The following is a 22,697-nucleotide window of genomic DNA, read 5'->3' on the forward strand; positions in this document are numbered from 1 at the left end:
TCACAGGTACGCGGCGTTGGCCGCATCGAGGCGGCCCTGGGCGCGCAGGATCAATTCGCAGAATTCGCGGGCGGCCCCTTCGCCACCACGGGCGCGGGTTACGCCATGGGCGTGTTCGCGGACGAAATCGGCGGCGTTGGCTACGGCCATGCCCAGACCAACACGGCGAATCACCGGCAGATCGGGCAGATCGTCACCGAGGTAAGCGACTTCTTCATAGCTTAGGCCCAGTTGCTCAAGCAGACCGTCGAGAACAACCAATTTGTCTTCGCGGCCCTGAAACAGGTGGGGAATCCCCAGGTTTTTCGCTCGACGTTCAACGACGGGTGTCTTGCGGCCGCTGATGATAGCGGTCTGCACGCCGGCGTTCATCAGCATTTTGATGCCTTGACCGTCGAGGGTGTTGAAGGTCTTGAACTCGCTGCCGTCTTCAAGGAAGTACAGGCGACCGTCGGTGAGAACGCCGTCGACGTCGAAAACCGCCAGTTTGATCGCTTTGCCGCGTTGCAGCAGATCGTTGCTCATTACATGACTCCTGCGCGCAGCAGATCGGAGAGGTTGAAGGCGCCGACCGGGCGATCTTCCTCGTCTACGACTACCAATGCGTTGATTCGGTGATCTTCCATGATTTTCAGGGCTTCGGCGGCCAGCATTTCCGGGCGGGCAGTCTTGCCGTGGGCCGTCATTACCTGGTCGATGGTGGCGCTGCGGATGTCGATGCTGCGATCCAGCGTGCGGCGCAAGTCGCCGTCGGTGAAGATCCCGGCGAGTTTACCGTCCGTTTCAAGGATAACGGTCATGCCCAGACCTTTACGGGTCATTTCCATCAATGCGTCTTTGAGCAGCGTGCCGCGTTGGACTTGCGGCAACTCTTGTCCGGCGTGCATGACGTTTTCCACTTTCAGCAGCAGGCGACGGCCGAGGGCGCCACCCGGGTGCGAGAAAGCGAAATCTTCGGCGGTGAAGCCGCGTGCTTCCAGCAGTGCCACGGCCAGCGCATCGCCCATGACCAGTGCTGCGGTCGTCGACGAGGTCGGTGCCAGGTTCAGCGGGCAGGCTTCGTGTTCGACGTGAACGTTGAGATTGACTTCGGCCGCCTTGGCCAGCGGCGATTGCGGGTTGCCGGTGACGCTGATCAACTGGATGCCCAGACGTTTGATCAACGGCAGCAAAGTCACGATTTCATTGGTCGAGCCGGAGTTCGACAGGGCCAGGATCACGTCGTCGCGGGTGATCATGCCCATGTCGCCATGGCTGGCCTCGGCCGGGTGCACGAAAAATGCAGGGGTGCCGGTGCTGGCCAGGGTCGCGGCAATCTTGTTGCCGATGTGCCCGGATTTGCCCATGCCAACCACGACCACACGGCCTTTACTGGCCAGAATCATCTCGCAAGCACGTACGAAATCGGCGTCGATATGGGGCAGCAAGCCTTGTACGGCTTCCACTTCGAGTTGGATGGTGCGTTGTGCCGATTGAATCAGGTCGCTGGATTGGCTCATGTCAGAAATCGTATAGCCCGATGAAAAGGCGGCGATTATAGCGGTTATGTTGCAAAGGCTCACGCAAGTTCGTCGTGCTTTGTCATTCCTCGTTACCAAAAGCCGGCAAAAGAGCCTGCGCACCTGTCATATCGCCGAACACAGGCTGGTACAAGCCTTGGGCGCTTAGCCTTTGCAGTGATATAGTTCGCCGCCAGTTCGGCCTGCCCGGGATGTACGTGCTTTTTAAGTAAAGACAGGCGTCCGAGTGAGAGGCTGCATCGCAAGGAGTTTAGATGAGTGCCGATAACGCCTACGCGGTCGAGCTGAAGGGAGTCTCCTTCAAGCGCGGTGCGCGCAGCATTTTCAATAACGTCGATATTCGCATCCCGCGCGGCAAGGTCACCGGCATCATGGGACCTTCCGGGTGTGGCAAGACCACGCTGCTGCGATTGATGGGTGCACAATTGCGCCCTGCCAGCGGCGAAGTCTGGGTCAACGGCCAGAACCTGCCTGCGCTTTCGCGCAGCGATCTGTTCGATGCGCGAAAGCACATGGGTGTGCTGTTTCAAAGCGGCGCGCTGTTCACCGATCTCGATGTGTTCGAGAACGTCGCTTTCCCACTGCGTGTTCATACCGATTTGCCGGAAGAAATGATCCGCGACATCGTCCTGCTCAAATTGCAGGCGGTCGGTCTGCGCGGTGCCATCGAATTGATGCCGGATGAGCTGTCCGGTGGCATGAAGCGCCGTGTCGCACTGGCGCGGGCGATTGCGCTCGATCCGCAGATCCTCATGTACGACGAACCGTTCGTCGGGCAGGATCCGATCGCCATGGGCGTGTTGGTCCGTCTGATCCGTCTGCTCAATGATGCTCTGGGGATCACCAGTATCGTGGTGTCCCACGATCTGGCTGAAACCGCGAGCATCGCTGACTATATCTATGTCGTCGGTGATGGTCAGGTGCTGGGTCAGGGTACGCCGGACGAGTTGATGAACTCGGACGAGCCGCGGATCCGCCAGTTCATGACCGGCGATCCCGATGGCCCGGTGCCGTACCATTTTCCAGCGACGGATTACCGCGCAGATCTTCTGGGGAAGCGCTGATGCGCAGAATTTCATTAATAGAACGCGTGCGCCGGTTCGGCGAGGCGGCGATCGACGCCGTCGCGGTGTTCGGTCGTGCGACGCTGTTTCTGTTTCATGCCTTGCTGGGGCGTGGCGGGATCAGCGGTGGCTTCAGCCTTCTGGTCAAGCAACTGCATTCAGTCGGCGTGATGTCGCTGGTGATCATCGTCGTTTCCGGGATCTTCATCGGCATGGTGCTGGCGCTGCAGGGCTTCAGCATTCTGTCGAGCTACGGTTCGGAACAGGCCGTGGGGCAGATGGTTGCGCTGACCCTGTTGCGTGAGCTCGGCCCGGTGGTGACAGCGCTGTTGTTCGCCGGTCGTGCCGGTTCGGCGTTGACGGCAGAGATCGGCAACATGAAGTCCACCGAACAGCTTTCCAGCCTGGAAATGATCGGCGTCGATCCGCTCAAGTACATCATTGCCCCGCGCCTGTGGGCCGGCTTCATTTCCCTGCCAGTGCTGGCGATGATATTCAGCGTGGTGGGCATCTGGGGCGGTTCGTGGGTGGCTGTCGACTGGCTGGGTGTGTATGAAGGCTCTTATTGGGCAAACATGCAGAACAGCGTGAATTTCACCAGTGACGTGCTCAATGGCGTGATCAAAAGTATTGTTTTCGCCTTTGTAGTGACCTGGATCGCCGTATTCCAAGGCTACGACTGTGAGCCCACTTCCGAGGGGATCAGCCGTGCCACCACCAAGACCGTGGTGTTTGCCTCGCTGGCAGTGCTCGGCCTGGACTTTATTCTGACCGCTTTGATGTTTGGAGATTTCTGATGCAAAACCGCACCCTGGAAATCGGTGTCGGCCTGTTCCTGCTGGCAGGGATCCTGGCTTTGTTGCTGCTTGCTTTGCGGGTCAGTGGTCTGTCTCCGACGTCGACCACCGACACCTATAAACTGTATGCCTACTTTGACAATATCGCCGGTTTGACGGTCAGAGCCAAAGTGACCATGGCCGGTGTGACCATCGGCAAGGTCACGGCAATCGATCTGGATCGCGACAGCTTCACCGGTCGGGTCACCCTGCAAGTGGATAAAAAGGTCGACAACCTGCCGACCGACTCCACAGCGTCTATCCTGACCGCTGGTCTGCTGGGCGAGAAGTACATCGGTATCAGCGTAGGCGGTGAAGACAAACCGCTGAAGGATGGCGGAACCATCCACGACACCCAGTCGTCACTGGTACTGGAAGACCTGATCGGTAAATTCCTGCTCAATACCGTTAGCAAAGACGCCAAATGAGGAGCTTTTGAATGATCTCTATCTTGCGACGCAGCCTGTTGGTGCTGTTGGCGGCCTTGCCGTTGATGGGTAACGCCGTGGCTGCTGCGACTTCGGCACATGATCTGGTTCAGGACACGACCACCCGGTTGCTGGCCGACCTGGCTGCCAACAAAGAGAAATACAAGCAGGATCCGACTGATTTCTACGCGGCGCTCAACACCATCGTCGGGCCGGTAGTGGATGCCGAAGGCATTTCCAAAAGCATCATGACGGTCAAGTATTCGCGCAAGGCCACGCCGGCGCAGATGCAGACCTTCCAGGAAAACTTCAAAAAAGGCCTGTTTCAGTTCTACGGTAACGCCTTGCTTGAGTACAACAATCAGGGCATCACCGTTGATCCTGCCAAGGACGAATCGGGCGATCGCACCAGCGTCAACATGACCGTCAAGGGCAGCAGCGGCGCGATCTATCCTGTGCAGTACACGCTCGAGAAGATCAACGGCGAGTGGAAACTGCGCAACGTGATCATCAACGGCATCAACATCGGCAAGCTGTTCCGTGATCAGTTCGCCGACGCGATGCAGCGCAATGGCAACGATCTGGACAAGACCATCAATGGTTGGGCCGGGGAAGTGGCCAAGGCCAAGGAAGCCACCGAAAAGAACCCCGCGCAATGAATGAGGCCGCAGTTCGTATGAGTGATGTCGACGAGCTTCTGCTCAGTGGCGTGCTGGACTATCGCACCGGTGCCGACCTGCGCAAGGAAGGCCAGGCGCTGATCAAGTCCAGCAAGGCTGCTTCGCTGGTGATCGATTGCTCGGCGGTGAAGAAGTCCAGCAGCGTCGGTTTGTCGTTGCTGCTGTGCTTCATGCGCGATGCGAATGCGGCCGGCAAGGCTGTCAGCATCCGTGCGATGCCCGAAGACATGCGCGAAATTGCTCAGGTCAGTGAACTGACCGAACTGTTGGCGCACCCCTGAACCCACATCTATAAAGAAGCCCCCCGTCAGAGTCCTGCCATGCGGGGTTCGCAGGCGCGGGGCTTTTTTGTATGATGTCCGACCCGTGCGCACAGGGCGCCGATTGAGGTTGAGCATGCAGGCCGTAGAAGTGAAGAGCTTCCTTGAAGGAAAGCTGCCCGGAACGTTGGTAGAAGTTGAGGGCGAAGGCTGCAATTTCCAGCTGAACGTGATTAGCGATGAACTGGCGGCGTTGAGCCCGGTGAAGCGTCAGCAGCAGATCTATGCCCATTTGAACCCATGGATCACCGATGGCAGCATCCATGCGGTCACTATGAAATTTTTCAGCAGCGCGGCCTGGGCCGAGCGCACCTGAGCCTAAGGGCGTCGAGATTCTTATGGATAAATTGATTATTACCGGTGGCGCTCGTCTTGATGGCGAGATCCGCATTTCCGGCGCAAAAAACTCTGCCCTGCCGATCCTGGCTGCCACCCTGCTGTGCGATGGCCCGGTGACCGTTGGCAACCTGCCGCACCTGCACGACATCACCACCATGATCGAGCTGTTCGGTCGCATGGGCATTGAGCCGGTGATCGACGAGAAGCTCAGCGTCGAAATCGACCCGCGCACCATCAAGACCCTGATCGCGCCGTACGAACTGGTGAAAACCATGCGTGCGTCGATCCTGGTACTGGGCCCGATGGTTGCCCGTTTCGGTGAAGCCGAAGTGGCACTGCCTGGCGGTTGCGCCATCGGTTCGCGTCCGGTCGACCTGCACATCCGTGGCCTCGAAGCCATGGGCGCGGTCATCGACGTCGAAGGCGGCTACATCAAGGCCAAGGCCCCTGAAGGTGGCCTGCGCGGTGCGCACTTCTTCTTCGACACCGTCAGCGTGACCGGTACCGAGAACATCATGATGGCCGCTGCTCTGGCCAAGGGCCGCAGCGTGTTGCAGAACGCCGCACGTGAACCTGAAGTGGTTGACCTGGCGAACTTCCTCAACGCCATGGGCGCCAAGGTTTCCGGCGCCGGTACCGACACCATCACCATCGATGGCGTCGAGCGTCTGGGTTCGGCTTTCTATAAAGTCATGCCTGACCGTATCGAGACCGGTACCTACCTTGTCGCTGCCGCTGTGACCGGCGGCCGCGTCAAGGTCAAGGACACCGATCCGACCATCCTCGAAGCCGTTCTGGAAAAACTCCGTGAAGCCGGCGCAGAAATCACCTGCGGTGAAGACTGGATCGAGCTGAACATGCACGGCAAGCGTCCGAAAGCAGTCAACGTGCGCACCGCGCCGTACCCTGCATTCCCGACCGACATGCAGGCGCAGTTCATCTCGCTCAACGCCATTGCCGAAGGCACCGGTGCGGTAATCGAGACGATCTTCGAAAACCGTTTCATGCACGTGTACGAGTTGCACCGCATGGGCGCCAAGATTCAGGTCGAAGGCAACACTGCCATCGTTACCGGTACTGAAGTCCTCAAGGGCGCGCCAGTAATGGCCACCGACCTGCGTGCTTCGGCCAGCCTGGTGATATCGGCACTGGTTGCCGAAGGTGACACGCTGATCGACCGCATCTACCACATCGACCGTGGTTACGAGTGCATCGAAGAAAAACTGCAGATGCTGGGCGCCAAGATCCGTCGCGTTCCGGGCTGATTGCTGCATTGGGACACAGGGACGTGTCCACTGATTTTAAGAGTCGAGCCGGTTTCCGGCTCGATGTGTGTCCGGCGCCGATTGCGACCGGACATGAGTACCTTGATAAGGACTGACGTTTCCCATGTTGACCATCGCACTGTCCAAGGGCCGCATCCTTGACGACACCCTGCCGCTTCTCGCCGAAGCGGGCATCGTGCCGACCGAGAATCCGGACAAGAGCCGCAAGCTGATCATCCCCACGACGCAAGACGACGTTCGTCTGCTGATCGTGCGTGCCACCGATGTGCCGACTTACGTCGAGCATGGCGCGGCTGACCTCGGCGTTGCCGGTAAAGACGTGTTGATGGAATACACCGGCCAGGGCCTCTACGAGCCACTGGATCTGCAGATCGCCCAGTGCAAGCTGATGACCGCCGGCAAGATCGGCGCGCCTGAGCCCAAGGGCCGTCTGCGCGTGGCGACCAAGTTCGTCAACGTCGCCAAGCGCTACTACGCCGAGCAGGGCCGTCAGGTCGACATCATCAAGCTGTACGGCTCGATGGAGCTGGCACCGCTGATCGGTCTCGCTGACAAGATCATCGACGTGGTCGACACCGGCAACACCCTGCGCGCCAACGGCCTGGAACCTCAGGAACTGATCGCCACGATCAGCTCGCGCCTGGTGGTCAACAAGGCTTCGATGAAAATGCAACACGCCCGAATCCAGGCGTTGATCGATACCCTGCGCAACGCAGTGGAATCGCGACACCGCGGCTGATTTACCTGCGCGACCCCAAGTCGCGCCGTCTATCCGCCTCATAGCCAGAATTCTCAGGTGCCCAAGCGGATCGAATGATAGTTTCGGGCGCCTGAGTTTTTGCCATTCCTATGAGGCTCTCGCTATGACCGCACCGACTGCAATTCGCCGACTCAACGCTGCTGACCCGGATTTCGCGCATCATCTGGATCATCTGCTGAGCTGGGAAAGTGTGTCTGACGACTCGGTCAATCAGCGCGTGCTGGACATCATCAAGGCTGTGCGCGAACGCGGTGACGCGGCGCTGGTCGAGTTCACCCAGAAGTTCGACGGCCTCGAAGTCGCTTCGATGGCCGATCTGATTCTGCCGCGTGAGCGCCTGGAACTGGCGCTCACGCGCATCACCGTGGCACAGCGCGAAGCACTGGAAAAAGCCGCAGCCCGCGTGCGCAGCTACCATGAAAAACAGAAGCAGGATTCGTGGAGTTACACCGAAGCTGACGGCACTGTACTGGGCCAGAAGGTCACGCCGCTGGATCGCGCCGGTCTGTACGTGCCGGGGGGCAAAGCGTCGTATCCGTCGTCGGTATTGATGAACGCGATTCCTGCCAAGGTCGCCGGCGTGACCGAAGTGGTCATGGTGGTGCCGACGCCACGCGGTGAAATCAATGAGCTGGTGCTGGCGGCTGCGTGCATCGCCGGCGTCGACCGGGTGTTCACCATCGGCGGCGCGCAAGCCGTTGCGGCGCTGGCCTATGGCACCGAAAGCGTGCCGCAAGTCGACAAAGTCGTTGGCCCGGGCAACATCTATGTCGCCACGGCCAAGCGTCACGTATTCGGTCAGGTCGGCATCGACATGATCGCCGGCCCTTCGGAAATTCTCGTGGTCTGCGACGGTCAGACCGATCCGGACTGGATCGCCATGGACCTGTTCTCGCAAGCCGAGCACGACGAAGACGCCCAGGCGATTCTGGTCAGCCCGGACGCCGAGTTCCTCGACAAGGTCGCCGCGAGCATCGATAAACTGCTGCCGACCATGGACCGCGCGACCATCATCGAAACTTCGATCAATGGCCGTGGTGCACTGATTCACGTGAAGGACATGGCGCAAGCGATCGAAGTCGCCAACCGTATTGCCCCGGAACACTTGGAGCTTTCGGTCGCTGACCCGCAAGCCTGGCTGCCGCAGATCCGCCATGCTGGCGCGATCTTCATGGGCCGTCACACCTCCGAAGCGCTGGGCGACTACTGCGCTGGCCCGAACCACGTGCTGCCGACCTCCGGCACCGCGCGCTTCTCCTCGCCGCTGGGTGTGTATGACTTCCAGAAGCGTTCGTCGATCATTTTCTGCTCCGAGGCCGGCGCTTCCGAGCTGGGTAAAACGGCATCGGTATTGGCCCGTGGAGAATCGCTGAGCGCCCACGCACGCAGTGCCGAATACCGCATCAAAGACGAAGACTTTCTAAAAGGGCAGGGGAACTGAGCGATGAGTAAATTCTGGAGCCCGTTCGTCAAGGATCTGGTGCCCTACGTGCCGGGCGAACAACCGAAGCTGACCAAACTGGTCAAGCTCAACACCAATGAAAACCCGTACGGCCCGTCGCCAAAAGCCTTGGCAGCGATGCAGACCGAACTGAATGACAACCTGCGTCTGTACCCGGACCCGAACAGCGACCTGCTGAAAACCGCCGTCGCCCAGTATTACGGTGTGCAGAGCAATCAGGTGTTCCTCGGCAACGGTTCGGATGAAGTGCTCGCGCACATTTTTCACGGCTTGCTGCAACACGATAAGCCGCTGTTGTTCCCCGACATCAGCTACAGCTTCTATCCGGTGTATTGCGGTTTGTACGGCATCGAGTTTGATGCGGTGCCGCTGGATGCGCAGTTCCAGATCGACCCGGCAGACTATGCCAAGCCGAATGGCGGGATCATTTTCCCGAATCCGAATGCGCCAACCGGATGCCTGCTGGCGCTGGACGCGGTCGAGCAGATCCTCAAGGCCAGCGCGGATTCGGTCGTGGTGGTTGACGAGGCCTATATCGACTTCGGCGGCGAGACGGCGATCACTCTGGTGGACCGTTATCCGAACCTGCTGGTGACGCAGACGTTGTCCAAGTCGCGTTCGCTGGCGGGTTTGCGCGTTGGTCTGGCGGTTGGGCATCCGGATTTGATCGAGGCGTTAGAGCGGATCAAGAACAGCTTCAACTCTTATCCGCTGGATCGTCTGGCGATTGTCGGTGCGGCGGCGGCGTTCGAAGATCGCGAGCATTTCGGCAAGACTTGCCGTCTGGTGATCGAAAGCCGTGAGTGGGTGATTGCACAGTTGCAGGCCAAGGGTTTTGAAGTACTGCCGTCGGCGGCCAACTTCATCTTCGCCCGGCACCCGCAGCATGATGCGGCGGGGCTGGCGGCTAAATTGCGCGAGCAGGGTGTGATTGTGCGGCACTTCAAGCAGGAGCGGATTGCGCAGTTCCTGCGGATTTCGATTGGCACGCCGGAGCAGAATCAGGCGCTGATCGATGGGCTTGGCGATCTATAAAAGCAAGAGCCCCTCACCCTAGCCCTCTCCCGGAGGGAGAGGGGACTGAATGGGGGATGCTGTTGAACTGCACCGACCTGATGCTGCTTTACCGAATCCATAATCGACTCGGTCTTCCAGGTCGATGCATGACGCCCTGCACATCGGTCGGCTCCCTCTCCCTCTGGGAGAGGGCTGGGGTGAGGGTGTGCTTTTATTCGTGATGCGGCTCGCCGAGGAATGTCAGCGAACTGAACAACCCACGACTATTCACATCCACACTGTTCTTCACCGGCACCTCAACCTGCGCCGCAATCACATTCAACCCTTCATTCCTCACCAACACCTGCGCCCGACCATCCTTGTCAGTCGCGGTGCTCAATGTGTTCGGCGCACTGCGATAATCGCCAATCAACTTCACCCCAGCCGCCGGTTTGCCATCGAGCAACACCCGCACCGGTAATGACTTGCCCGGCCCAACCGTCAGCGGATCAACCTCCGGCAGAATCAGCAGTTTGATCTGATCGAGTTTCGGCAACTTCGCCCCCGGCTGATAAATCGCCAGGCTGTACTTGAACGTCTCGGTTGCCTCAATGGCGCCCGGCACTTTGCTGCGGCCTTCGTTGACCCACTTCTTGTCGGCCGTTTGCGACCACATGCCATTGTTCAATGCCACGGCCATCACCGCCGGCGACTTCAAAGGTTTCAGGCGAGCATGATCCGCCAGGCGCTCGACGCTCACCGGAATCATCTTGCCGGCAACGTCGTAAGCCCAGGCGCCGCTGATCTTCTGCGCTTTGAACGCGTTGTCCTCAGCGCCGTGACCATAGACCACTTCGATATTGCCGCGACGCTCTTCGGTCCATAGGCCATGAGCCGAGACTTCGCCTGCGAACAGCGCGGCGATGAGCACAAGGGTTTTGTCGTATTGCATGGTGACGTCCTTTTACAGATTGAGTGTCAGGCTGACGGTGAAGTTGCGCGGCTCGCCGGGGTTGACCCAGTAGTTGCTGTAGGAGCGCTCGTAATACTTTTCGTCGAAAAGGTTGTTCAGATTGAGGCCGACAGTGACCTTGTCGCTGGCCTTGTAATGCGCGAGCAGGTCGACGGTGTGATACGCCGGAAGTTCGAAGTCGCTGCCGGACTCTCCCGAGCGGTCGCCGACATAGGTAAACGCTGCGCCGACGTCCGAGCCGCGCAAATGGCCATCCTGAAACTCGTAAACCCCAAGCAGGCTGCCGCTGCGCTTGGCCACGCCGAGGATGCGGCTGCCGGTGGGAATTGCCGCGTCACCCTGGGTCACTTCGGCGTCGATGTAAGCGAACGCGCCGATCACCCGCACTGCGTCAGTCACTTGCCCGGTGACTTGCAGGTCGAAACCGCGACTGCGCGCCTTGCCCATCGCGCGGCTGGTGTCGCTGGCCGGGTCGAGGGCGAGGACGTTTTCCTTGTCGATGTGGAAGAAGGCGAGGGTGCTGCTCAGGCGCTCGTCAAACAGCTCGTTCTTGATCCCGACTTCGTAACCGACGCCTTCTTCCGGATCGAAGGATTTGCCGGAGGCATCTAGGCCATTGTTCGGTTTGAACGAGGTCGAGGCGTTGGCGAACAGGCCGGTGTTCGGCGTCAGTTGATAGAGCAGGCCGGCGCGCTGGGTGAGGGCGTCATGGCGCTGACTGCTCTTGGCGTTACGGCTGTGATCGTCGATGTGCTGGTCGAAATGTTCGAAACGTGCGCCGATCATTCCGCGCAATTTGTCGGTGAAGATGATCTGATCCTGCAGGTTCAGCGCATGACTTTCGACCTGTTCGAAGAAGTCAGTGCCCGAGCGTGCGCCGTTGGGTTTTGGCTGGCCGTAGATCGGCTTATAGATGTCGATGGCGTAAGGGCCGCCGGCAATGGTGGTGACGCGTTCGTTCTTGCGGAAGTTTTCATGCTCGGTGCCGATCAGCAGTTCATGCTGCCAAGGACCGAGGTCGAACAGACCGCGCAATTCCAGTTGGGTGATGCTGTCGTGCCAACTTGTATCGCGTTCGCGCAAGCGACGGTTGACCGTGTGGCCGTCGGCGTTCAGCGCCCGTTGTTCCGAGGCGTCGCCCCAGAGCTTGCCTTCCTTGTAGTGGCTGGCCAGGCGCAGTTTCCAGCTGTCGTTGAGATGATGCTCCAGCGTGGCTTGAAGAAGATTGTTGTGATTGTCGATGTTGCCGTCATTGGGTTCGCCGAGGAAAGTCGAACGCGAAACACCGCTCCATTTGTTGTTGGGCGCGACGATGCCGCGATCGAACGTCGAGCTGTGACGGACGATTTCGCTTTCCACCAATAGCGACGTGTCCGGGTTCAATTGCCAACTGATCGAGGGCGCAACGAACACGCGTTTGCTGTCGACGTGATCGCGAAAGCTATTGTTATCTTCGACCGCGAGATTGATCCGCGACAGCACATCACCCTGATCATCCAGCGGCGTGTTGACGTCCAGTGCGGTGCGATAACGGTCCCAACTGCCGGCGCTGGTTTGCAGGGTGGTGAACGCTCCGGGCTGCGGTTTCTTGGTGACGATATTTACCGTGCCGCCAGGATCGCCTCGGCCATACAGACTGGCGGCGGGGCCTTTGAGCACTTCGATGCGCTCGATGCTGGCCGCGTCGGGTGTGCTCGGATAACCGCGATTGGCGCTGAAACCGTCCTTGTAGAACTCCGAAGTGGTGAAGCCGCGCACGCTGTATTCGTATAGCGTCAGGCCGCCGAAGTTGTTCTGCTTCGATACACCGCCGGCAAAATCCAGTGCGCGCTCGACACTGGTGCTGCCCAGATCCTTGAGCACGCTGGCGGGCACCACGCTGATCGCCTGCGGGATATCGCGGATCGCCGTGTCGGTCTTGGTCGCGCTGGACGAGCGCGTAGCGCGGTATCCCTTGACCGGTCCGGTCGGCGATTCATAGTCGGAAATGACGCTGATGGCGTCGAGTTCAATCGGTTCGGGTTCTTCGGCGAAGGCGGGATCGACCAGCAAGCCGAGGCTCAGGCCGAGCAGGGAAGCCTTTGTTCGAGACGACATGTTATGTTGTTCCAATTCTTAGAATTGAAACAATATAACATGTCTGTTGAGAATGTCTTTTATCCGCGCATTCCGCGCGAGCAAAGTTTTATTCTTCTTTTTCTTTCACCGGTGCCGGTGGCGGACGCAGGCCGATTTCAGCGGTGAGCTTGATCTCTTTGCCGTTGCGCATCACCTGAATCGTCACTTTGTCGGTCGGCTTGATCCGCGCGACCTGGTTCATCGAACGGCGACCATCGCCGGCCGGCTCGCCATCGATACTCAGAATCACGTCACCCAACTGCAGGCCTGCCTTCTGCGCCGGGCCATCGCGGAAGATCCCCGCGACGACAATCCCCGGGCGCCCGGACAAACCGAACGACTCGGCCAGTTCCTGCGTCAGCGGTTGCACTTCAATCCCCAGCCAGCCACGAATCACCTGACCGTGCTCAATGATCGACTTCATCACTTCCATCGCCAGTTTCACCGGGATCGCAAAGCCAATGCCTTGCGAGCCGCCGGACTTGGAGAAAATCGCCGTGTTGATGCCGGTGAGGTTGCCGTTGGCATCGACCAGTGCGCCGCCGGAGTTGCCCGGGTTGATCGCCGCGTCAGTCTGGATGAAGTCTTCGTAGTTGTTCAGACCCAACTGATTACGCCCGGTGGCGCTGATGATGCCCATGGTCACGGTCTGGCCGACGCCAAACGGGTTACCGATGGCCAGTGCGACGTCGCCGATGCGGATGTTGTCTGAGCGGCCGACGGTGATCGCCGGCAGGGTTTTCAGATCGATCTTCAACACCGCGAGGTCGGTTTCCGGATCACTGCCGATCACGCGGGCGAGAGTTTCACGGCCGTCCTTCAGGGCGACCACAATCTGATCGGCGCCGCTGGTCACGTGGTTGTTGGTGAGGATGTAGCCTTCCGGGCTCATGATCACGCCGGAGCCGAGGCTCGATTCCATGCGTTTCTGCTTTGGCGAGTTATCACCAAAGAAGCGGCGGAACTGCGGATCTTCAAACAGCGGATGCGCCGGTTTGTTGATGACTTTGGTGGTGTACAGATTGACCACCGAGGGCGCTGCGATAGTTACCGCATCGGCATAGGACACCGGCCCCTGCTGCACGCTGGTGGTTTGCGGGGCCTGTTGCAGGTTGACGTCGAGGCTCGGCAGCCCGACCCACTGCGGGTAACGCTGAATAATCAACAGAGCGATAAGCACGCCGGCCAACAGTGGCCAGCCCATAAAACGCAGCGCCTTGAGCATTAAGCACGTCCTGGAAGAGTTGCAGGCGGGGTCAGACCGCCCATAATGTCGCGCATTATACGAGGCCGCGCGCGCCTCTGAACGGGATATTTAGGAGTCTTTCATGGCCGTTGCCCTCAGCACCCTCGTCGAAGAAGCCGACCGTTACCTCGGCAGTGCGAAAATTGCCGATTATTGCCCGAATGGATTGCAGGTCGAGGGCCGTCCGCAAGTGATGCGCATCGTCAGTGGCGTCACGGCCAGTCAGGCCTTGCTGGATGCCGCCGTCGAGGCCGGGGCCGATCTGGTGCTGGTGCACCACGGTTACTTCTGGAAGGGCGAGAACCCTTGCATCACTGGCATGAAGCAGCGTCGACTGAAGACCTTGCTCAAGCACGACATCAGTCTGCTCGCTTACCACTTGCCGCTGGATTTGCATCCTGATGTCGGCAATAACGTGCAGCTTGCTCGGCAATTGGACATCACTGTTGAAGGCCCGCTGGATCCGGATAATCTTAAAATCGTTGGTCTGGTCGGGTCTTTGAAAGAGCCGATGACCGCGCGCGATTTCGCCCGCAAGGTGCAAGAAGTCATGGGCCGCGAACCGTTGCTGATTGAAGGTAATCCGATGATCCGCCGGGTCGGCTGGTGCACCGGCGGCGGTCAGGGCTATATCGATCAAGCCGTCGCCGCAGGCGTCGATCTCTATCTGAGCGGTGAGGCTTCCGAACAGACCTTCCACAGTGCCCGCGAGAACGACATCAGCTTCATTGCCGCCGGCCACCACGCCACCGAGCGCTATGGCGTACAGGCGCTGGGCGACTACCTGGCAAAACGCTTTGCCGTCGAACACATCTTCATCGACTGCCCCAACCCGATCTGATTTCACGCCGCCCCCTGTAGGAGCTGCCGAAGGCTGCGATCTTTTGATCTTGTTTTTTAACAGACCAGATCAAAAAGATCGCAGCCTTCGGCAGCGCCTACAGGGGGCGGCGCCCAAACGAGTGGGCATATTCATATACCCTTTCGATCTAGTTGGCGTCCTGATTAGAAGAGGCCGCTGTGCTAGGATTCCCCGCTCGAACACGGCCCGCTGGCCGTTCATAAGAAAGTTTTCGTGAGTAGCCATGGTCGACAAACTGACGCATCTGAAACAGCTGGAGGCGGAAAGCATCCACATCATCCGCGAGGTGGCCGCCGAGTTCGATAACCCGGTGATGCTGTACTCCATCGGTAAAGACTCCGCCGTGATGCTGCACCTGGCACGCAAGGCGTTCTTTCCGGGCAAACTGCCGTTTCCGGTGATGCACGTCGACACCCGCTGGAAATTCCAGGAGATGTACAAGTTCCGCGACAAGATGGTCGAAGAACTGGGCCTGGACCTGATCACCCACATCAACCCCGATGGCGTGGCGCAGAACATCAACCCGTTCACCCACGGCAGTGCCAAGCACACCGACATCATGAAAACCGAAGGCCTGAAACAGGCACTCGACAAGCATGGTTTCGACGCAGCCTTCGGCGGCGCCCGTCGCGATGAAGAGAAATCCCGTGCCAAAGAGCGCGTGTACTCGTTCCGCGACAGCAAGCACCGCTGGGACCCGAAAAATCAGCGTCCCGAGCTGTGGAACGTCTACAACGGCAAGGTCAACAAGGGCGAATCGATCCGCGTATTCCCGCTGTCGAACTGGACCGAACTGGACATCTGGCAGTACATCTACCTCGAAGGCATCCCGATTGTGCCGTTGTACTTCGCCGCCGAACGCGAAGTGATCGAGAAGAACGGCACGCTGATCATGATCGACGACGAGCGCATCCTCGAGCACCTGTCCGATGAAGACAAAGCGCGCATCGTCAAAAAGAAAGTGCGTTTCCGCACCCTTGGCTGCTACCCGTTGACGGGCGCCGTGGAGTCCGAGGCCGAAAGCCTCACGGACATCATTCAAGAAATGCTCCTGACGCGAACTTCCGAGCGCCAGGGCCGAGTCATCGACCACGATGGTGCCGGCTCGATGGAAGATAAAAAACGTCAAGGCTATTTCTAAGGGGCTGTCATGTCGCACGTATCTGATTTGATCAGCGAGGACATCCTCGCCTACCTGGGCCAGCACGAACGTAAGGAACTGCTGCGCTTTTTGACCTGCGGTAACGTCGATGACGGCAAGAGCACCCTGATCGGGCGCCTGCTGCACGACTCGAAGATGATCTACGAAGATCACCTCGAAGCGATTACCCGCGATTCGAAGAAAGTCGGCACCACCGGTGATGACATCGACCTGGCGTTGCTGGTTGACGGCCTGCAGGCCGAGCGTGAGCAGGGCATCACTATCGATGTCGCCTACCGCTATTTCTCCACCGCCAAACGCAAATTCATCATCGCCGACACGCCCGGCCATGAGCAGTACACCCGCAACATGGCCACCGGTGCCTCCACCTGTGACCTGGCGATCATTTTGGTCGACGCGCGTTACGGCGTGCAGACCCAGACCCGTCGCCACAGCTTCATCGCCTCCCTGCTGGGGATCAAACACATCGTCGTCGCCATCAACAAGATGGACTTGAAGGACTTCGATGAAGGCGTGTTCGAGTCGATCAAGGCTGACTACCTGAAGTTCGCCGAAGGCTTGAAGATGAAGCCGACCAGCATGCACTTCGTGCCGATGTCTGCCCTCAAGGGCGACAACGTGGTGAACAAGTCCGAGCGCTCGCCGTGGTACACCGGCCAGTCGCTGATGGAAATCCTCGAGACCGTGGAAGTCGCGGGCGACCGCAACTTCACCGATCTGCGTTTCCCGGTGCAGTACGTCAACCGCCCGAACCTGAACTTCCGTGGTTTCGCCGGCACCCTGGCCAGCGGCATCGTGCACAAGGGCGACGAAGTCGTGGTGCTGCCGTCGGGCAAGAGTAGCCGCGTGAAATCCATCGTTACCTTCGAAGGTGAGCTGGAGCACGCAGGTCCAGGTCAGGCGGTAACGTTGACCATGGAAGACGAAATCGACATCTCCCGTGGCGACCTGCTGGTGCATGCCGACAACGTGCCGCCGGTCACCGACAGCTTCGAAGCGATGCTGGTGTGGATGGCTGAAGAGCCGATGCTGCCTGGCAAGAAATACGACATCAAACGCGCCACCAGTTACGTGCCGGGCTCGATCGCCAGCATCGTCAACAAGGTCGACGTCAACACCCTCGAAGAAGGCCCGGCGAGCGCATTGCAGCTCAACGAAATCGGCAAGGTGAAGATCGCGCTCGACGCGCCGATCGCCCTCGACGGTTACGAAAGCAACCGCACCACCGGCGCGTTCATCATCATCGACCGTTTGACCAACGGTACCGTTGGCGCCGGCATGATCGTCGCGCAGCCAGTGACCCACGGTACCGCCACCCATCACGGCAAACTGGCGCATGTTGCCACTGAAGAACGCGCTCAGCGCTTCGGTCAGCAACCGGCCACTGTGCTGTTCAGCGGCCTGTCGGGCGCGGGCAAGAGCACGCTGGCTTACGCGGTCGAGCGCAAGCTGTTCGACATGGGCCGTGCGGTGTTTGTGCTGGATGGCCAGAACCTGCGTCAGGACCTGAACAAAGGCCTGCCACAGGATCGCGCCGGTCGCACCGAGAATTGGCGTCGTGCCGCGCACGTCGCGCGTCAGTTCAACGAAGCGGGTCTGCTGACCTTGGCCTCGTTCGTCGCGCCAAGCGCTGAAGGGCGTGAGCAAGCCAAGGATCTGATCGGCAAGGATCGTCTGCTGACGGTCTACGTACAGGCCTCGCCGGCCGTGTGCGCCGAGCGTGATCCGCAAGGTCTGTATGCCGCCGCTGGCGACAACATCCCGGGCGAATCCTTCCCGTACGACGTACCGCTGAATGCCGATCTGGTGATCGACACGCAGACGCTGAGTGTGGAAGAGAGCGTCAAGCAAGTGCTGGATCTGCTGCGCAAGCGTGGCGCGATCTAAGCACTGAAGCAGCGACTGGCTTCTAGCTTCAAGCTGCAAGAAAAAGCCCGCCGATGAGTGATCATCGGCGGGCTTTTTTGTCGCTTTGAGAGTGTCAAAAGATCGCAGCCTTCGGCAGCTCCTACATTGGATCGGCGTACACCCTGTAGGAGCTGCCGAAGGCTGCGATCTTTTGATCTTTAATTCGCTGGATATTCGCGGTGCATCTGTTCCAGCAGCGCATCCTTGTCCAGCCACAGCTGATTGATCCAGCCCTGAAACTGCAATCGATATTCGCCGTCCTGATCGTAATTCTTGCCAATGAACTGCTGCGGAATCTTCAGCTCTTCAAAGTGCACCACTACATCGCGCACATTGCCGCACAGCAGGTCCCAGAACCCGGGACGCCCGGCCGGGTAGTGGATGGTCACGTTGACGATCGACTCCAGCTGTTCACCCATCGCATCCAGCACAAACGCAATTCCGCCAGCCTTGGGCTTGAGCAGGTATTGGAACGGCGACTGCTGCTGCGCATGCTTGCCTTCAGTGAACCGCGTACCTTCGACGAAGTTGAAAATTCCCACCGGGTTATTACGAAACTTCGCGCAAGTCTTACGGGTGGTTTCCAGGTCTTTGCCTTTCTTCTCCGGGTGCTTGGCCAGGTACGCCTTGGAGTAGCGTTTCATGAACGGAAAGCCCAGCGCCCACCAGGCCAGACCGATCACCGGTACCCAGATCAGTTCCTGTTTGAGGAAGAATTTCAGCGGCTGAATACGGCGGTTGAGCACGTATTGCAGCACCAGAATATCGACCCAGCTCTGGTGGTTGCTGGTGATCAGATATGAGTGTTGATAGTCGAGGCCTTGCAAACCGCTGATGTGCCAGCGCGTGCGGCGCACCAGGTTCATCCAGCCCTTGTTGTTGCTGATCCACGCTTCATGGGTATGGCTCATCAGCCAGAGCGAAGCTCGCCGGGCGAAATCGAACGGCAACACTTTGATCAGCGCCACGCAGAACAGAAACGAGCACAGCAGAATCGTATTAAGTGCCAACAGCAGCGAGGCAATCACGCCGCGCAACGGTGCAGGTAGAAAATCCAGCATTTACACATCCATAGGTCGGTTGGCGGCTTGAATCGCGGTGAGGGCGATGGTGTAGACGATGTCATCGACCTGCGCGCCGCGCGGCAAGTCATTCACTGGTTTGCGCAGGCCTTGCAGCATCGGCCCGAGGCTGACGCAATCGGCGCTGCGTTGCACGGCTTTGTGCGTGGTGTTGCCGGTGTTCAGATCGGGGAACACAAACACCGTGGCGCGGCCGGCCACCTGACTGTTCGGCGCCAGTTGCCGGGCCACGTCGGCGTTGGCAGCAGCGTCGTATTGCAGCGGGCCGTCGATCAGCAGCGAATGCTGTTGTTCGTGGGCGAGCAGGGTGGCTTCGCGGACTTTCTCGACTTCTTCGCCGGTGGCCGATTCGCCGCTGGAGTAGCTGATCATCGCCACACGCGGAGTGATGCCGAATGCCGCCGCCGAGTCAGCGCTTTGCAGGGCGATCTCGGCCAGTTCGCTGGCGCTCGGGTGCGGATTCATCACGCAGTCACCGTAAACCAGCACTTCCTCCGGGAAGAGCATGAAGAACACCGACGACACCAGCGTGCAGCCCGGGGCGGTCTTGATCAACTGCAGGGCCGGGCGGATGGTATTGGCGGTGGTGTTGATCACGCCCGATACCAGGCCGTCGACTTCATCCAGTGCAAGCATCATGGTGCCGATCACCACGGTGTCTTCCAGCTGCTGCTCGGCCATTGGTGCATTGAGGCTTTTGGTTTTGCGCAGGGCGACCATCGGCTCGACGTAGCGCTCGCGGATCAAATCCGGATCGAGAATCTCCAGCCCCGGCGGCAGCACGATGCCTTGGGCGCGAGCGACCGCTTCGACGTCTGCAGGTTTGGCCAGCAACACGCAACGGGCAATCCCGCGTTCCTGACAGATCGCCGCCGCTTGCACGGTGAACGGCTCGCTGCCTTCGGGCAGGACGATGCGCTTGTTCGCCGCCTGCGCGCGCTGAATCAACTGATAGCGGAATACGGCGGGCGACAGGCGCATTTCCCGTGGCGTGCCGCAACGCTGGTGCAGCCACTTGGCGTCGAGATGGCTGGCGACAAAATCAGTGATGATTTCCGCACGCTCGCGGTCGTCGATGGGGATTTCCTTGTTCAGGCCGTTGAGCAGGTTGGCGGTATCGTAAGAGCCGGTGCTCACCGACAACACCGGCAAACCGGCCTGCAACGCGCCTTGGCACAAGTCCATGATGCGTGGATCAGGCAAGGTGTCGCTGGTCAGCAGCAGACCGGCCAGCGGCACGCCGTTGATCGCCGCCAGGCTGACGGCGAGGATGATGTCGTCGCGATCACCCGGTGTCACCACCAGCACGCCGGGCTTGAGCAGCTCGACGGTGTTGCGCATGGTCCGTGCGCAAATGATGATTTTGGTCATGCGCCGGGTTTCGTAGTCACCGGCATTGAGCACTTGCGCGCCCATCAGGTCGGCGACGTCACGGGTGCGTGGTGCGTTGAGTTCAGGCTGGAACGGAATGCAGCCAAGCAGACGGAAATCACCGCTGCGCAGCAACGGCGAATGCTCTTTCAGACGCGTGGCGAAGGCGTCCATGCTCTCGTCGGTCTTGACCTTGTTGAGGATCACGCCGAGGACTTTCGGGTCTTTCGGCCCACCGAACAATTGCGCCTGCAACTCGACGCGACCGGACAGCTCGGCAAGTACTTCGTTTTCCGGCGCCGAAACCAGAATCACCTCGGCATCGAGGCTCTTGGCCAGGTGCAGGTTGACTCGCGCGGCGTAGCTGGCGCTGCGGGTCGGCACCATGCCTTCGACGACCAGCACGTCTTTGCCGATGGCGGCTTGCTGATACAGGGTGATGATTTCTTCGAGCAACTCATCGAGCTGACCGTCGCCAAGCATCCGCTCGACGTGGGCCAGGCCCAGCGGCTGCGGTGGTTTCAGGCCATGTGTGCGCGCCACCAGTTCGGTGGAACGTTCAGGGCCGGTGTCGCCGGGGTGCGGCTGCGCAATCGGTTTGAAGAAGCCGACTTTCAGGCCCGCTCGCTCCAGCGTACGCACCAGCCCGAGGCTGATGGAGGTCAGACCCACGCCAAAATCGGTGGGCGCGATAAAAAAAGTTTGCATGCGAATTCTCTAAGGGTGCATGGCAATGGCGATCATCTTTTACTGACAATCTGCCGAAATTCAGTCGCCAAGGTTATCGCTAACCGAGCCTTGTGCGCACCAACCGCAGGCAAAGGGTTGGCCTATTTTTTCAATACGTTGCGCCGGGTCGAGCACCCAGGCACGTGATTGCCAGGGCGGCTGATGGCGCAGGTGTTGGGTGTGGCCACAGGAAAGCTCGGCCACCCAATGGCCTTCTTCGTCTTGATGGAAGCCTGCGATCGTCGAAACCCGTTTGTCCGGGTTGTGTTCGCTTTCGCGCGTTTGCTTCGCTAAACTTGGCCTTTCTATATTCTTATGCAAAAGGTCTCGCCCCATGCTGATCGCCGCCAATAAGGCTGTCTCCATCGACTATACCCTGACCAACGACGCTGGTGAGGTCATCGACAGCTCCGCCGGCGGCGCTCCGCTGGTCTACCTGCAAGGCGCAGGTAACATCATTCCAGGCTTGGAAAAAGCGCTGGAAGGCAAAGCTGTTGGTGACGAGCTGGAAGTTTCCGTTGAGCCGGAAGACGCTTACGGTGAATACGCTGCTGAGCTGGTCAGCACCCTGAGCCGCAGCATGTTCGAAGGCGTTGACGAACTGGAAGTCGGCATGCAGTTTCACGCTTCGGCGCCGGACGGCCAGATGCAAATCGTCACCATCCGTGACCTCGACGGCGACGACGTGACTGTCGACGGTAACCACCCACTGGCCGGTCAGCGCCTGAACTTCAAAGTGAAGATCGTTGACATTCGTGATGCCAGCCAGGAAGAAATCGCTCATGGCCACGTCCATGGCGAAGGTGGCCATCACCACTGATTTTCTGCGCTAAGCTTCGAGTACTGGAGAGGCGCCTGCGGGCGCCTTTTTAGTCCGCGGCTGTCCTTGGTGGCCTCGCCAAGTGGCTGTTTCGAGTAGAACATGGGAATCCTGGAGTTCGTCATGAGTGCTTTTCACGACCTTAAGTTGACAGCCCTGGATGGCCAGGAGCTACCGCTGGCGCCGTTCAAGGGCCAAGTCGTGCTGGTGGTCAACGTCGCCTCCAAGTGCGGCTTGACCCCACAGTACGCGGCGCTGGAAAACCTCCATCAGCAATTCAAAGGCAAAGGCTTCAGTGTGCTGGGCCTGCCGTGCAACCAGTTTGCCGGTCAGGAACCCGGTTCTGAAAAAGAAATTCAGGACTTCTGCAGCCTTAACTATGGCGTGACGTTTCCGTTGTCGAGCAAGCTCGAAGTCAACGGCCACGAGCGTCATCAGCTCTACCGTCTGTTGGCGGGCGAGGGCGCGGAGTTTCCCGGTGACATTACCTGGAATTTCGAAAAGTTTTTGCTCGGCAAGGACGGCCGGGTGTTGGCGCGGTTCTCGCCGCGTACGGCGCCGGATGATCCGACCATTGTGCATGCGATTGAAAAAGCGCTGAGCTGAAACAGCAAGATCAAAAGATCGCAGCCTTCGGCAGCTCCTGCAGGTGACCTTAAAACCCCATGTAGGAGCTGCCGAAGGCTGCGATCTTTTGCTTTGCGTCTTTTAATCCTTAATCACCCAAATCAATAG

At 59.3% G+C, this 22,697-nt stretch carries 23 protein-coding genes; 15 read left to right on the top strand and 8 right to left on the bottom strand.

The features are described from left to right. Together AC3IUF_RS04455 and AC3IUF_RS04460 are read right to left on the bottom strand one after the other, a co-directional pair. Positions 1 to 525: a KdsC family phosphatase gene (locus AC3IUF_RS04455; protein WP_007912407.1), complete on the bottom strand. Its 525-nt coding sequence runs from the start codon at positions 523 to 525 to the stop codon at positions 1 to 3. After that, positions 525 to 1,499, bottom strand: a complete 975-nt coding sequence (locus AC3IUF_RS04460; RefSeq protein ID WP_007912405.1) for a KpsF/GutQ family sugar-phosphate isomerase — start codon at positions 1,497 to 1,499, stop codon at positions 525 to 527. Before AC3IUF_RS04460 ends, AC3IUF_RS04455 begins: the two co-directional genes overlap by 1 nt. Before the next feature lie 275 nt (positions 1,500 to 1,774). Here AC3IUF_RS04460 and AC3IUF_RS04465 point away from each other — a divergent pair, with 275 nt between their 5' ends. The 10 genes from AC3IUF_RS04465 (at position 1,775) to hisC (ending at position 9,730) form a co-directional block, all read left to right on the top strand. Next, positions 1,775 to 2,584 (top strand): ATP-binding cassette domain-containing protein, encoded by an 810-nt coding sequence (locus AC3IUF_RS04465; protein WP_007912403.1) that lies wholly within the window; start codon positions 1,775 to 1,777, stop codon positions 2,582 to 2,584. After that, complete coding sequence (mlaE, locus tag AC3IUF_RS04470) at positions 2,584 to 3,381, top strand: lipid asymmetry maintenance ABC transporter permease subunit MlaE (protein ID WP_007912402.1); 798 nt, start codon at positions 2,584 to 2,586, stop codon at positions 3,379 to 3,381. The genes AC3IUF_RS04465 and mlaE overlap by 1 nt, the downstream gene beginning before the upstream one ends. Beyond that, the gene (gene mlaD / locus AC3IUF_RS04475; protein ID WP_007912400.1) at positions 3,381 to 3,848 is read left to right on the top strand and encodes an outer membrane lipid asymmetry maintenance protein MlaD; all 468 of its coding nucleotides are present in this window, start codon (positions 3,381 to 3,383) and stop codon (positions 3,846 to 3,848) included. Before mlaE ends, mlaD begins: the two co-directional genes overlap by 1 nt. A gap of 11 nt (positions 3,849 to 3,859) precedes the next feature. Further along, the gene (locus tag AC3IUF_RS04480; RefSeq protein WP_038357539.1) at positions 3,860 to 4,507 is read left to right on the top strand and encodes an MlaC/ttg2D family ABC transporter substrate-binding protein; all 648 of its coding nucleotides are present in this window, start codon (positions 3,860 to 3,862) and stop codon (positions 4,505 to 4,507) included. After that, a complete protein-coding gene (locus tag AC3IUF_RS04485) occupies positions 4,504 to 4,809 on the top strand; it encodes an STAS domain-containing protein (protein WP_042704933.1) in 306 nt (101 codons plus the stop codon). The genes AC3IUF_RS04480 and AC3IUF_RS04485 overlap by 4 nt, the downstream gene beginning before the upstream one ends. A 115-nt stretch (positions 4,810 to 4,924) precedes the next feature. Then, the gene (locus AC3IUF_RS04490) at positions 4,925 to 5,164 is read left to right on the top strand and encodes a BolA family protein (RefSeq protein WP_007912386.1); all 240 of its coding nucleotides are present in this window, start codon (positions 4,925 to 4,927) and stop codon (positions 5,162 to 5,164) included. Positions 5,165 to 5,186: 22 nt separating this feature from the next. Next, complete coding sequence (murA, locus tag AC3IUF_RS04495; RefSeq protein ID WP_007912385.1) at positions 5,187 to 6,452, top strand: UDP-N-acetylglucosamine 1-carboxyvinyltransferase; 1,266 nt, start codon at positions 5,187 to 5,189, stop codon at positions 6,450 to 6,452. A gap of 124 nt (positions 6,453 to 6,576) precedes the next feature. Beyond that, positions 6,577 to 7,212, top strand: coding sequence for an ATP phosphoribosyltransferase (gene hisG, locus AC3IUF_RS04500; protein WP_007912384.1), 636 nt, complete (start codon positions 6,577 to 6,579; stop codon positions 7,210 to 7,212). Between the two features lie 124 nt (positions 7,213 to 7,336). Beyond that, positions 7,337 to 8,674, top strand: coding sequence for a histidinol dehydrogenase (gene hisD / locus AC3IUF_RS04505; RefSeq protein ID WP_007912383.1), 1,338 nt, complete (start codon positions 7,337 to 7,339; stop codon positions 8,672 to 8,674). A gap of 3 nt (positions 8,675 to 8,677) precedes the next feature. Beyond that, positions 8,678 to 9,730, top strand: a complete 1,053-nt coding sequence (gene hisC, locus AC3IUF_RS04510) for a histidinol-phosphate transaminase (protein ID WP_007912382.1) — start codon at positions 8,678 to 8,680, stop codon at positions 9,728 to 9,730. 193 nt (positions 9,731 to 9,923) lie between these two features. Here hisC and AC3IUF_RS04515 read toward each other — a convergent pair whose 3' ends face one another. The 3 genes from AC3IUF_RS04515 to algW form a co-directional block, all read right to left on the bottom strand. Next, the gene (locus AC3IUF_RS04515) at positions 9,924 to 10,643 is read right to left on the bottom strand and encodes a DUF4198 domain-containing protein (protein WP_489280490.1); all 720 of its coding nucleotides are present in this window, start codon (positions 10,641 to 10,643) and stop codon (positions 9,924 to 9,926) included. A gap of 12 nt (positions 10,644 to 10,655) precedes the next feature. Then, positions 10,656 to 12,761: a TonB-dependent siderophore receptor gene (locus tag AC3IUF_RS04520; protein ID WP_489280491.1), complete on the bottom strand. Its 2,106-nt coding sequence runs from the start codon at positions 12,759 to 12,761 to the stop codon at positions 10,656 to 10,658. Positions 12,762 to 12,849: 88 nt separating this feature from the next. Continuing rightward, positions 12,850 to 14,007 carry a Do family serine endopeptidase AlgW gene (algW, locus tag AC3IUF_RS04525; protein ID WP_007912377.1) on the bottom strand — a complete coding sequence of 386 codons (1,158 nt, stop codon included), beginning with the start codon at positions 14,005 to 14,007 and terminating at the stop codon, positions 12,850 to 12,852. Positions 14,008 to 14,110: 103 nt separating this feature from the next. Here algW and AC3IUF_RS04530 point away from each other — a divergent pair, with 103 nt between their 5' ends. The 3 genes from AC3IUF_RS04530 to cysN all read left to right on the top strand — a co-directional run bounded on the left by AC3IUF_RS04530 (position 14,111) and on the right by cysN (position 17,939). Next, entirely contained in the window at positions 14,111 to 14,869 is a 759-nt protein-coding gene (locus AC3IUF_RS04530) for a Nif3-like dinuclear metal center hexameric protein (protein ID WP_095112670.1), read from the top strand. 244 nt (positions 14,870 to 15,113) lie between these two features. Then, entirely contained in the window at positions 15,114 to 16,031 is a 918-nt protein-coding gene (gene cysD / locus AC3IUF_RS04535) for a sulfate adenylyltransferase subunit CysD (protein WP_007912374.1), read from the top strand. A gap of 9 nt (positions 16,032 to 16,040) precedes the next feature. Further along, complete coding sequence (gene cysN / locus AC3IUF_RS04540) at positions 16,041 to 17,939, top strand: sulfate adenylyltransferase subunit CysN (protein ID WP_095112669.1); 1,899 nt, start codon at positions 16,041 to 16,043, stop codon at positions 17,937 to 17,939. A 179-nt stretch (positions 17,940 to 18,118) separates the two neighbouring features. On the opposite strand, the gene yihG is transcribed toward cysN, so the two are convergent. From yihG to AC3IUF_RS04555, 3 genes are read right to left on the bottom strand one after another with little or no spacing between them, the layout of a single operon-like run. Next, positions 18,119 to 19,021 carry a 1-acylglycerol-3-phosphate O-acyltransferase, YihG family gene (gene yihG / locus AC3IUF_RS04545; protein WP_489280492.1) on the bottom strand — a complete coding sequence of 301 codons (903 nt, stop codon included), beginning with the start codon at positions 19,019 to 19,021 and terminating at the stop codon, positions 18,119 to 18,121. Continuing rightward, complete coding sequence (gene pta / locus AC3IUF_RS04550) at positions 19,022 to 21,121, bottom strand: phosphate acetyltransferase (protein ID WP_007912369.1); 2,100 nt, start codon at positions 21,119 to 21,121, stop codon at positions 19,022 to 19,024. 60 nt (positions 21,122 to 21,181) lie between these two features. Continuing rightward, positions 21,182 to 21,508 (bottom strand): DUF3565 domain-containing protein, encoded by a 327-nt coding sequence (locus tag AC3IUF_RS04555; protein WP_081498742.1) that lies wholly within the window; start codon positions 21,506 to 21,508, stop codon positions 21,182 to 21,184. Here AC3IUF_RS04555 and AC3IUF_RS04560 point away from each other — a divergent pair. After that, positions 21,477 to 21,962 (top strand): FKBP-type peptidyl-prolyl cis-trans isomerase, encoded by a 486-nt coding sequence (locus tag AC3IUF_RS04560; RefSeq protein WP_007912368.1) that lies wholly within the window; start codon positions 21,477 to 21,479, stop codon positions 21,960 to 21,962. The two genes, AC3IUF_RS04555 and AC3IUF_RS04560, sit on opposite strands and share 32 nt — an antisense overlap. A gap of 123 nt (positions 21,963 to 22,085) precedes the next feature. Further along, positions 22,086 to 22,568, top strand: a complete 483-nt coding sequence (locus tag AC3IUF_RS04565; protein ID WP_007912363.1) for a glutathione peroxidase — start codon at positions 22,086 to 22,088, stop codon at positions 22,566 to 22,568. The last annotated feature ends 129 nt before the right edge of the window (positions 22,569 to 22,697 follow it).

It is taken from the genome of Pseudomonas sp. KH_040, assembly GCF_057839305.1.

What these genes read in the sequence shown, in the direction of transcription:
- AC3IUF_RS04455 (WP_007912407.1), bottom strand. Translation starts at nt 525, where the DNA reads ATGAGCAACGATCTGCTGCAACGCGGCAAAGCGATCAAACTGGCGGTT.
- AC3IUF_RS04460 (WP_007912405.1), bottom strand. Translation starts at nt 1,499, where the DNA reads ATGAGCCAATCCAGCGACCTGATTCAATCGGCACAACGCACCATCCAA.
- AC3IUF_RS04465 (WP_007912403.1), top strand. Translation starts at nt 1,775, where the DNA reads ATGAGTGCCGATAACGCCTACGCGGTCGAGCTGAAGGGAGTCTCCTTC.
- mlaE (WP_007912402.1), top strand. Translation starts at nt 2,584, where the DNA reads ATGCGCAGAATTTCATTAATAGAACGCGTGCGCCGGTTCGGCGAGGCG.
- mlaD (WP_007912400.1), top strand. Translation starts at nt 3,381, where the DNA reads ATGCAAAACCGCACCCTGGAAATCGGTGTCGGCCTGTTCCTGCTGGCA.
- AC3IUF_RS04480 (WP_038357539.1), top strand. Translation starts at nt 3,860, where the DNA reads ATGATCTCTATCTTGCGACGCAGCCTGTTGGTGCTGTTGGCGGCCTTG.
- AC3IUF_RS04485 (WP_042704933.1), top strand. Translation starts at nt 4,504, where the DNA reads ATGAATGAGGCCGCAGTTCGTATGAGTGATGTCGACGAGCTTCTGCTC.
- AC3IUF_RS04490 (WP_007912386.1), top strand. Translation starts at nt 4,925, where the DNA reads ATGCAGGCCGTAGAAGTGAAGAGCTTCCTTGAAGGAAAGCTGCCCGGA.
- murA (WP_007912385.1), top strand. Translation starts at nt 5,187, where the DNA reads ATGGATAAATTGATTATTACCGGTGGCGCTCGTCTTGATGGCGAGATC.
- hisG (WP_007912384.1), top strand. Translation starts at nt 6,577, where the DNA reads ATGTTGACCATCGCACTGTCCAAGGGCCGCATCCTTGACGACACCCTG.
- hisD (WP_007912383.1), top strand. Translation starts at nt 7,337, where the DNA reads ATGACCGCACCGACTGCAATTCGCCGACTCAACGCTGCTGACCCGGAT.
- hisC (WP_007912382.1), top strand. Translation starts at nt 8,678, where the DNA reads ATGAGTAAATTCTGGAGCCCGTTCGTCAAGGATCTGGTGCCCTACGTG.
- AC3IUF_RS04515 (WP_489280490.1), bottom strand. Translation starts at nt 10,643, where the DNA reads ATGCAATACGACAAAACCCTTGTGCTCATCGCCGCGCTGTTCGCAGGC.
- AC3IUF_RS04520 (WP_489280491.1), bottom strand. Translation starts at nt 12,761, where the DNA reads ATGTCGTCTCGAACAAAGGCTTCCCTGCTCGGCCTGAGCCTCGGCTTG.
- algW (WP_007912377.1), bottom strand. Translation starts at nt 14,007, where the DNA reads ATGCTCAAGGCGCTGCGTTTTATGGGCTGGCCACTGTTGGCCGGCGTG.
- AC3IUF_RS04530 (WP_095112670.1), top strand. Translation starts at nt 14,111, where the DNA reads ATGGCCGTTGCCCTCAGCACCCTCGTCGAAGAAGCCGACCGTTACCTC.
- cysD (WP_007912374.1), top strand. Translation starts at nt 15,114, where the DNA reads ATGGTCGACAAACTGACGCATCTGAAACAGCTGGAGGCGGAAAGCATC.
- cysN (WP_095112669.1), top strand. Translation starts at nt 16,041, where the DNA reads ATGTCGCACGTATCTGATTTGATCAGCGAGGACATCCTCGCCTACCTG.
- yihG (WP_489280492.1), bottom strand. Translation starts at nt 19,021, where the DNA reads ATGCTGGATTTTCTACCTGCACCGTTGCGCGGCGTGATTGCCTCGCTG.
- pta (WP_007912369.1), bottom strand. Translation starts at nt 21,121, where the DNA reads ATGCAAACTTTTTTTATCGCGCCCACCGATTTTGGCGTGGGTCTGACC.
- AC3IUF_RS04560 (WP_007912368.1), top strand. Translation starts at nt 21,477, where the DNA reads ATGCTGATCGCCGCCAATAAGGCTGTCTCCATCGACTATACCCTGACC.
- AC3IUF_RS04555 (WP_081498742.1), bottom strand. Translation starts at nt 21,508, where the DNA reads ATGGAGACAGCCTTATTGGCGGCGATCAGCATGGGGCGAGACCTTTTG.
- AC3IUF_RS04565 (WP_007912363.1), top strand. Translation starts at nt 22,086, where the DNA reads ATGAGTGCTTTTCACGACCTTAAGTTGACAGCCCTGGATGGCCAGGAG.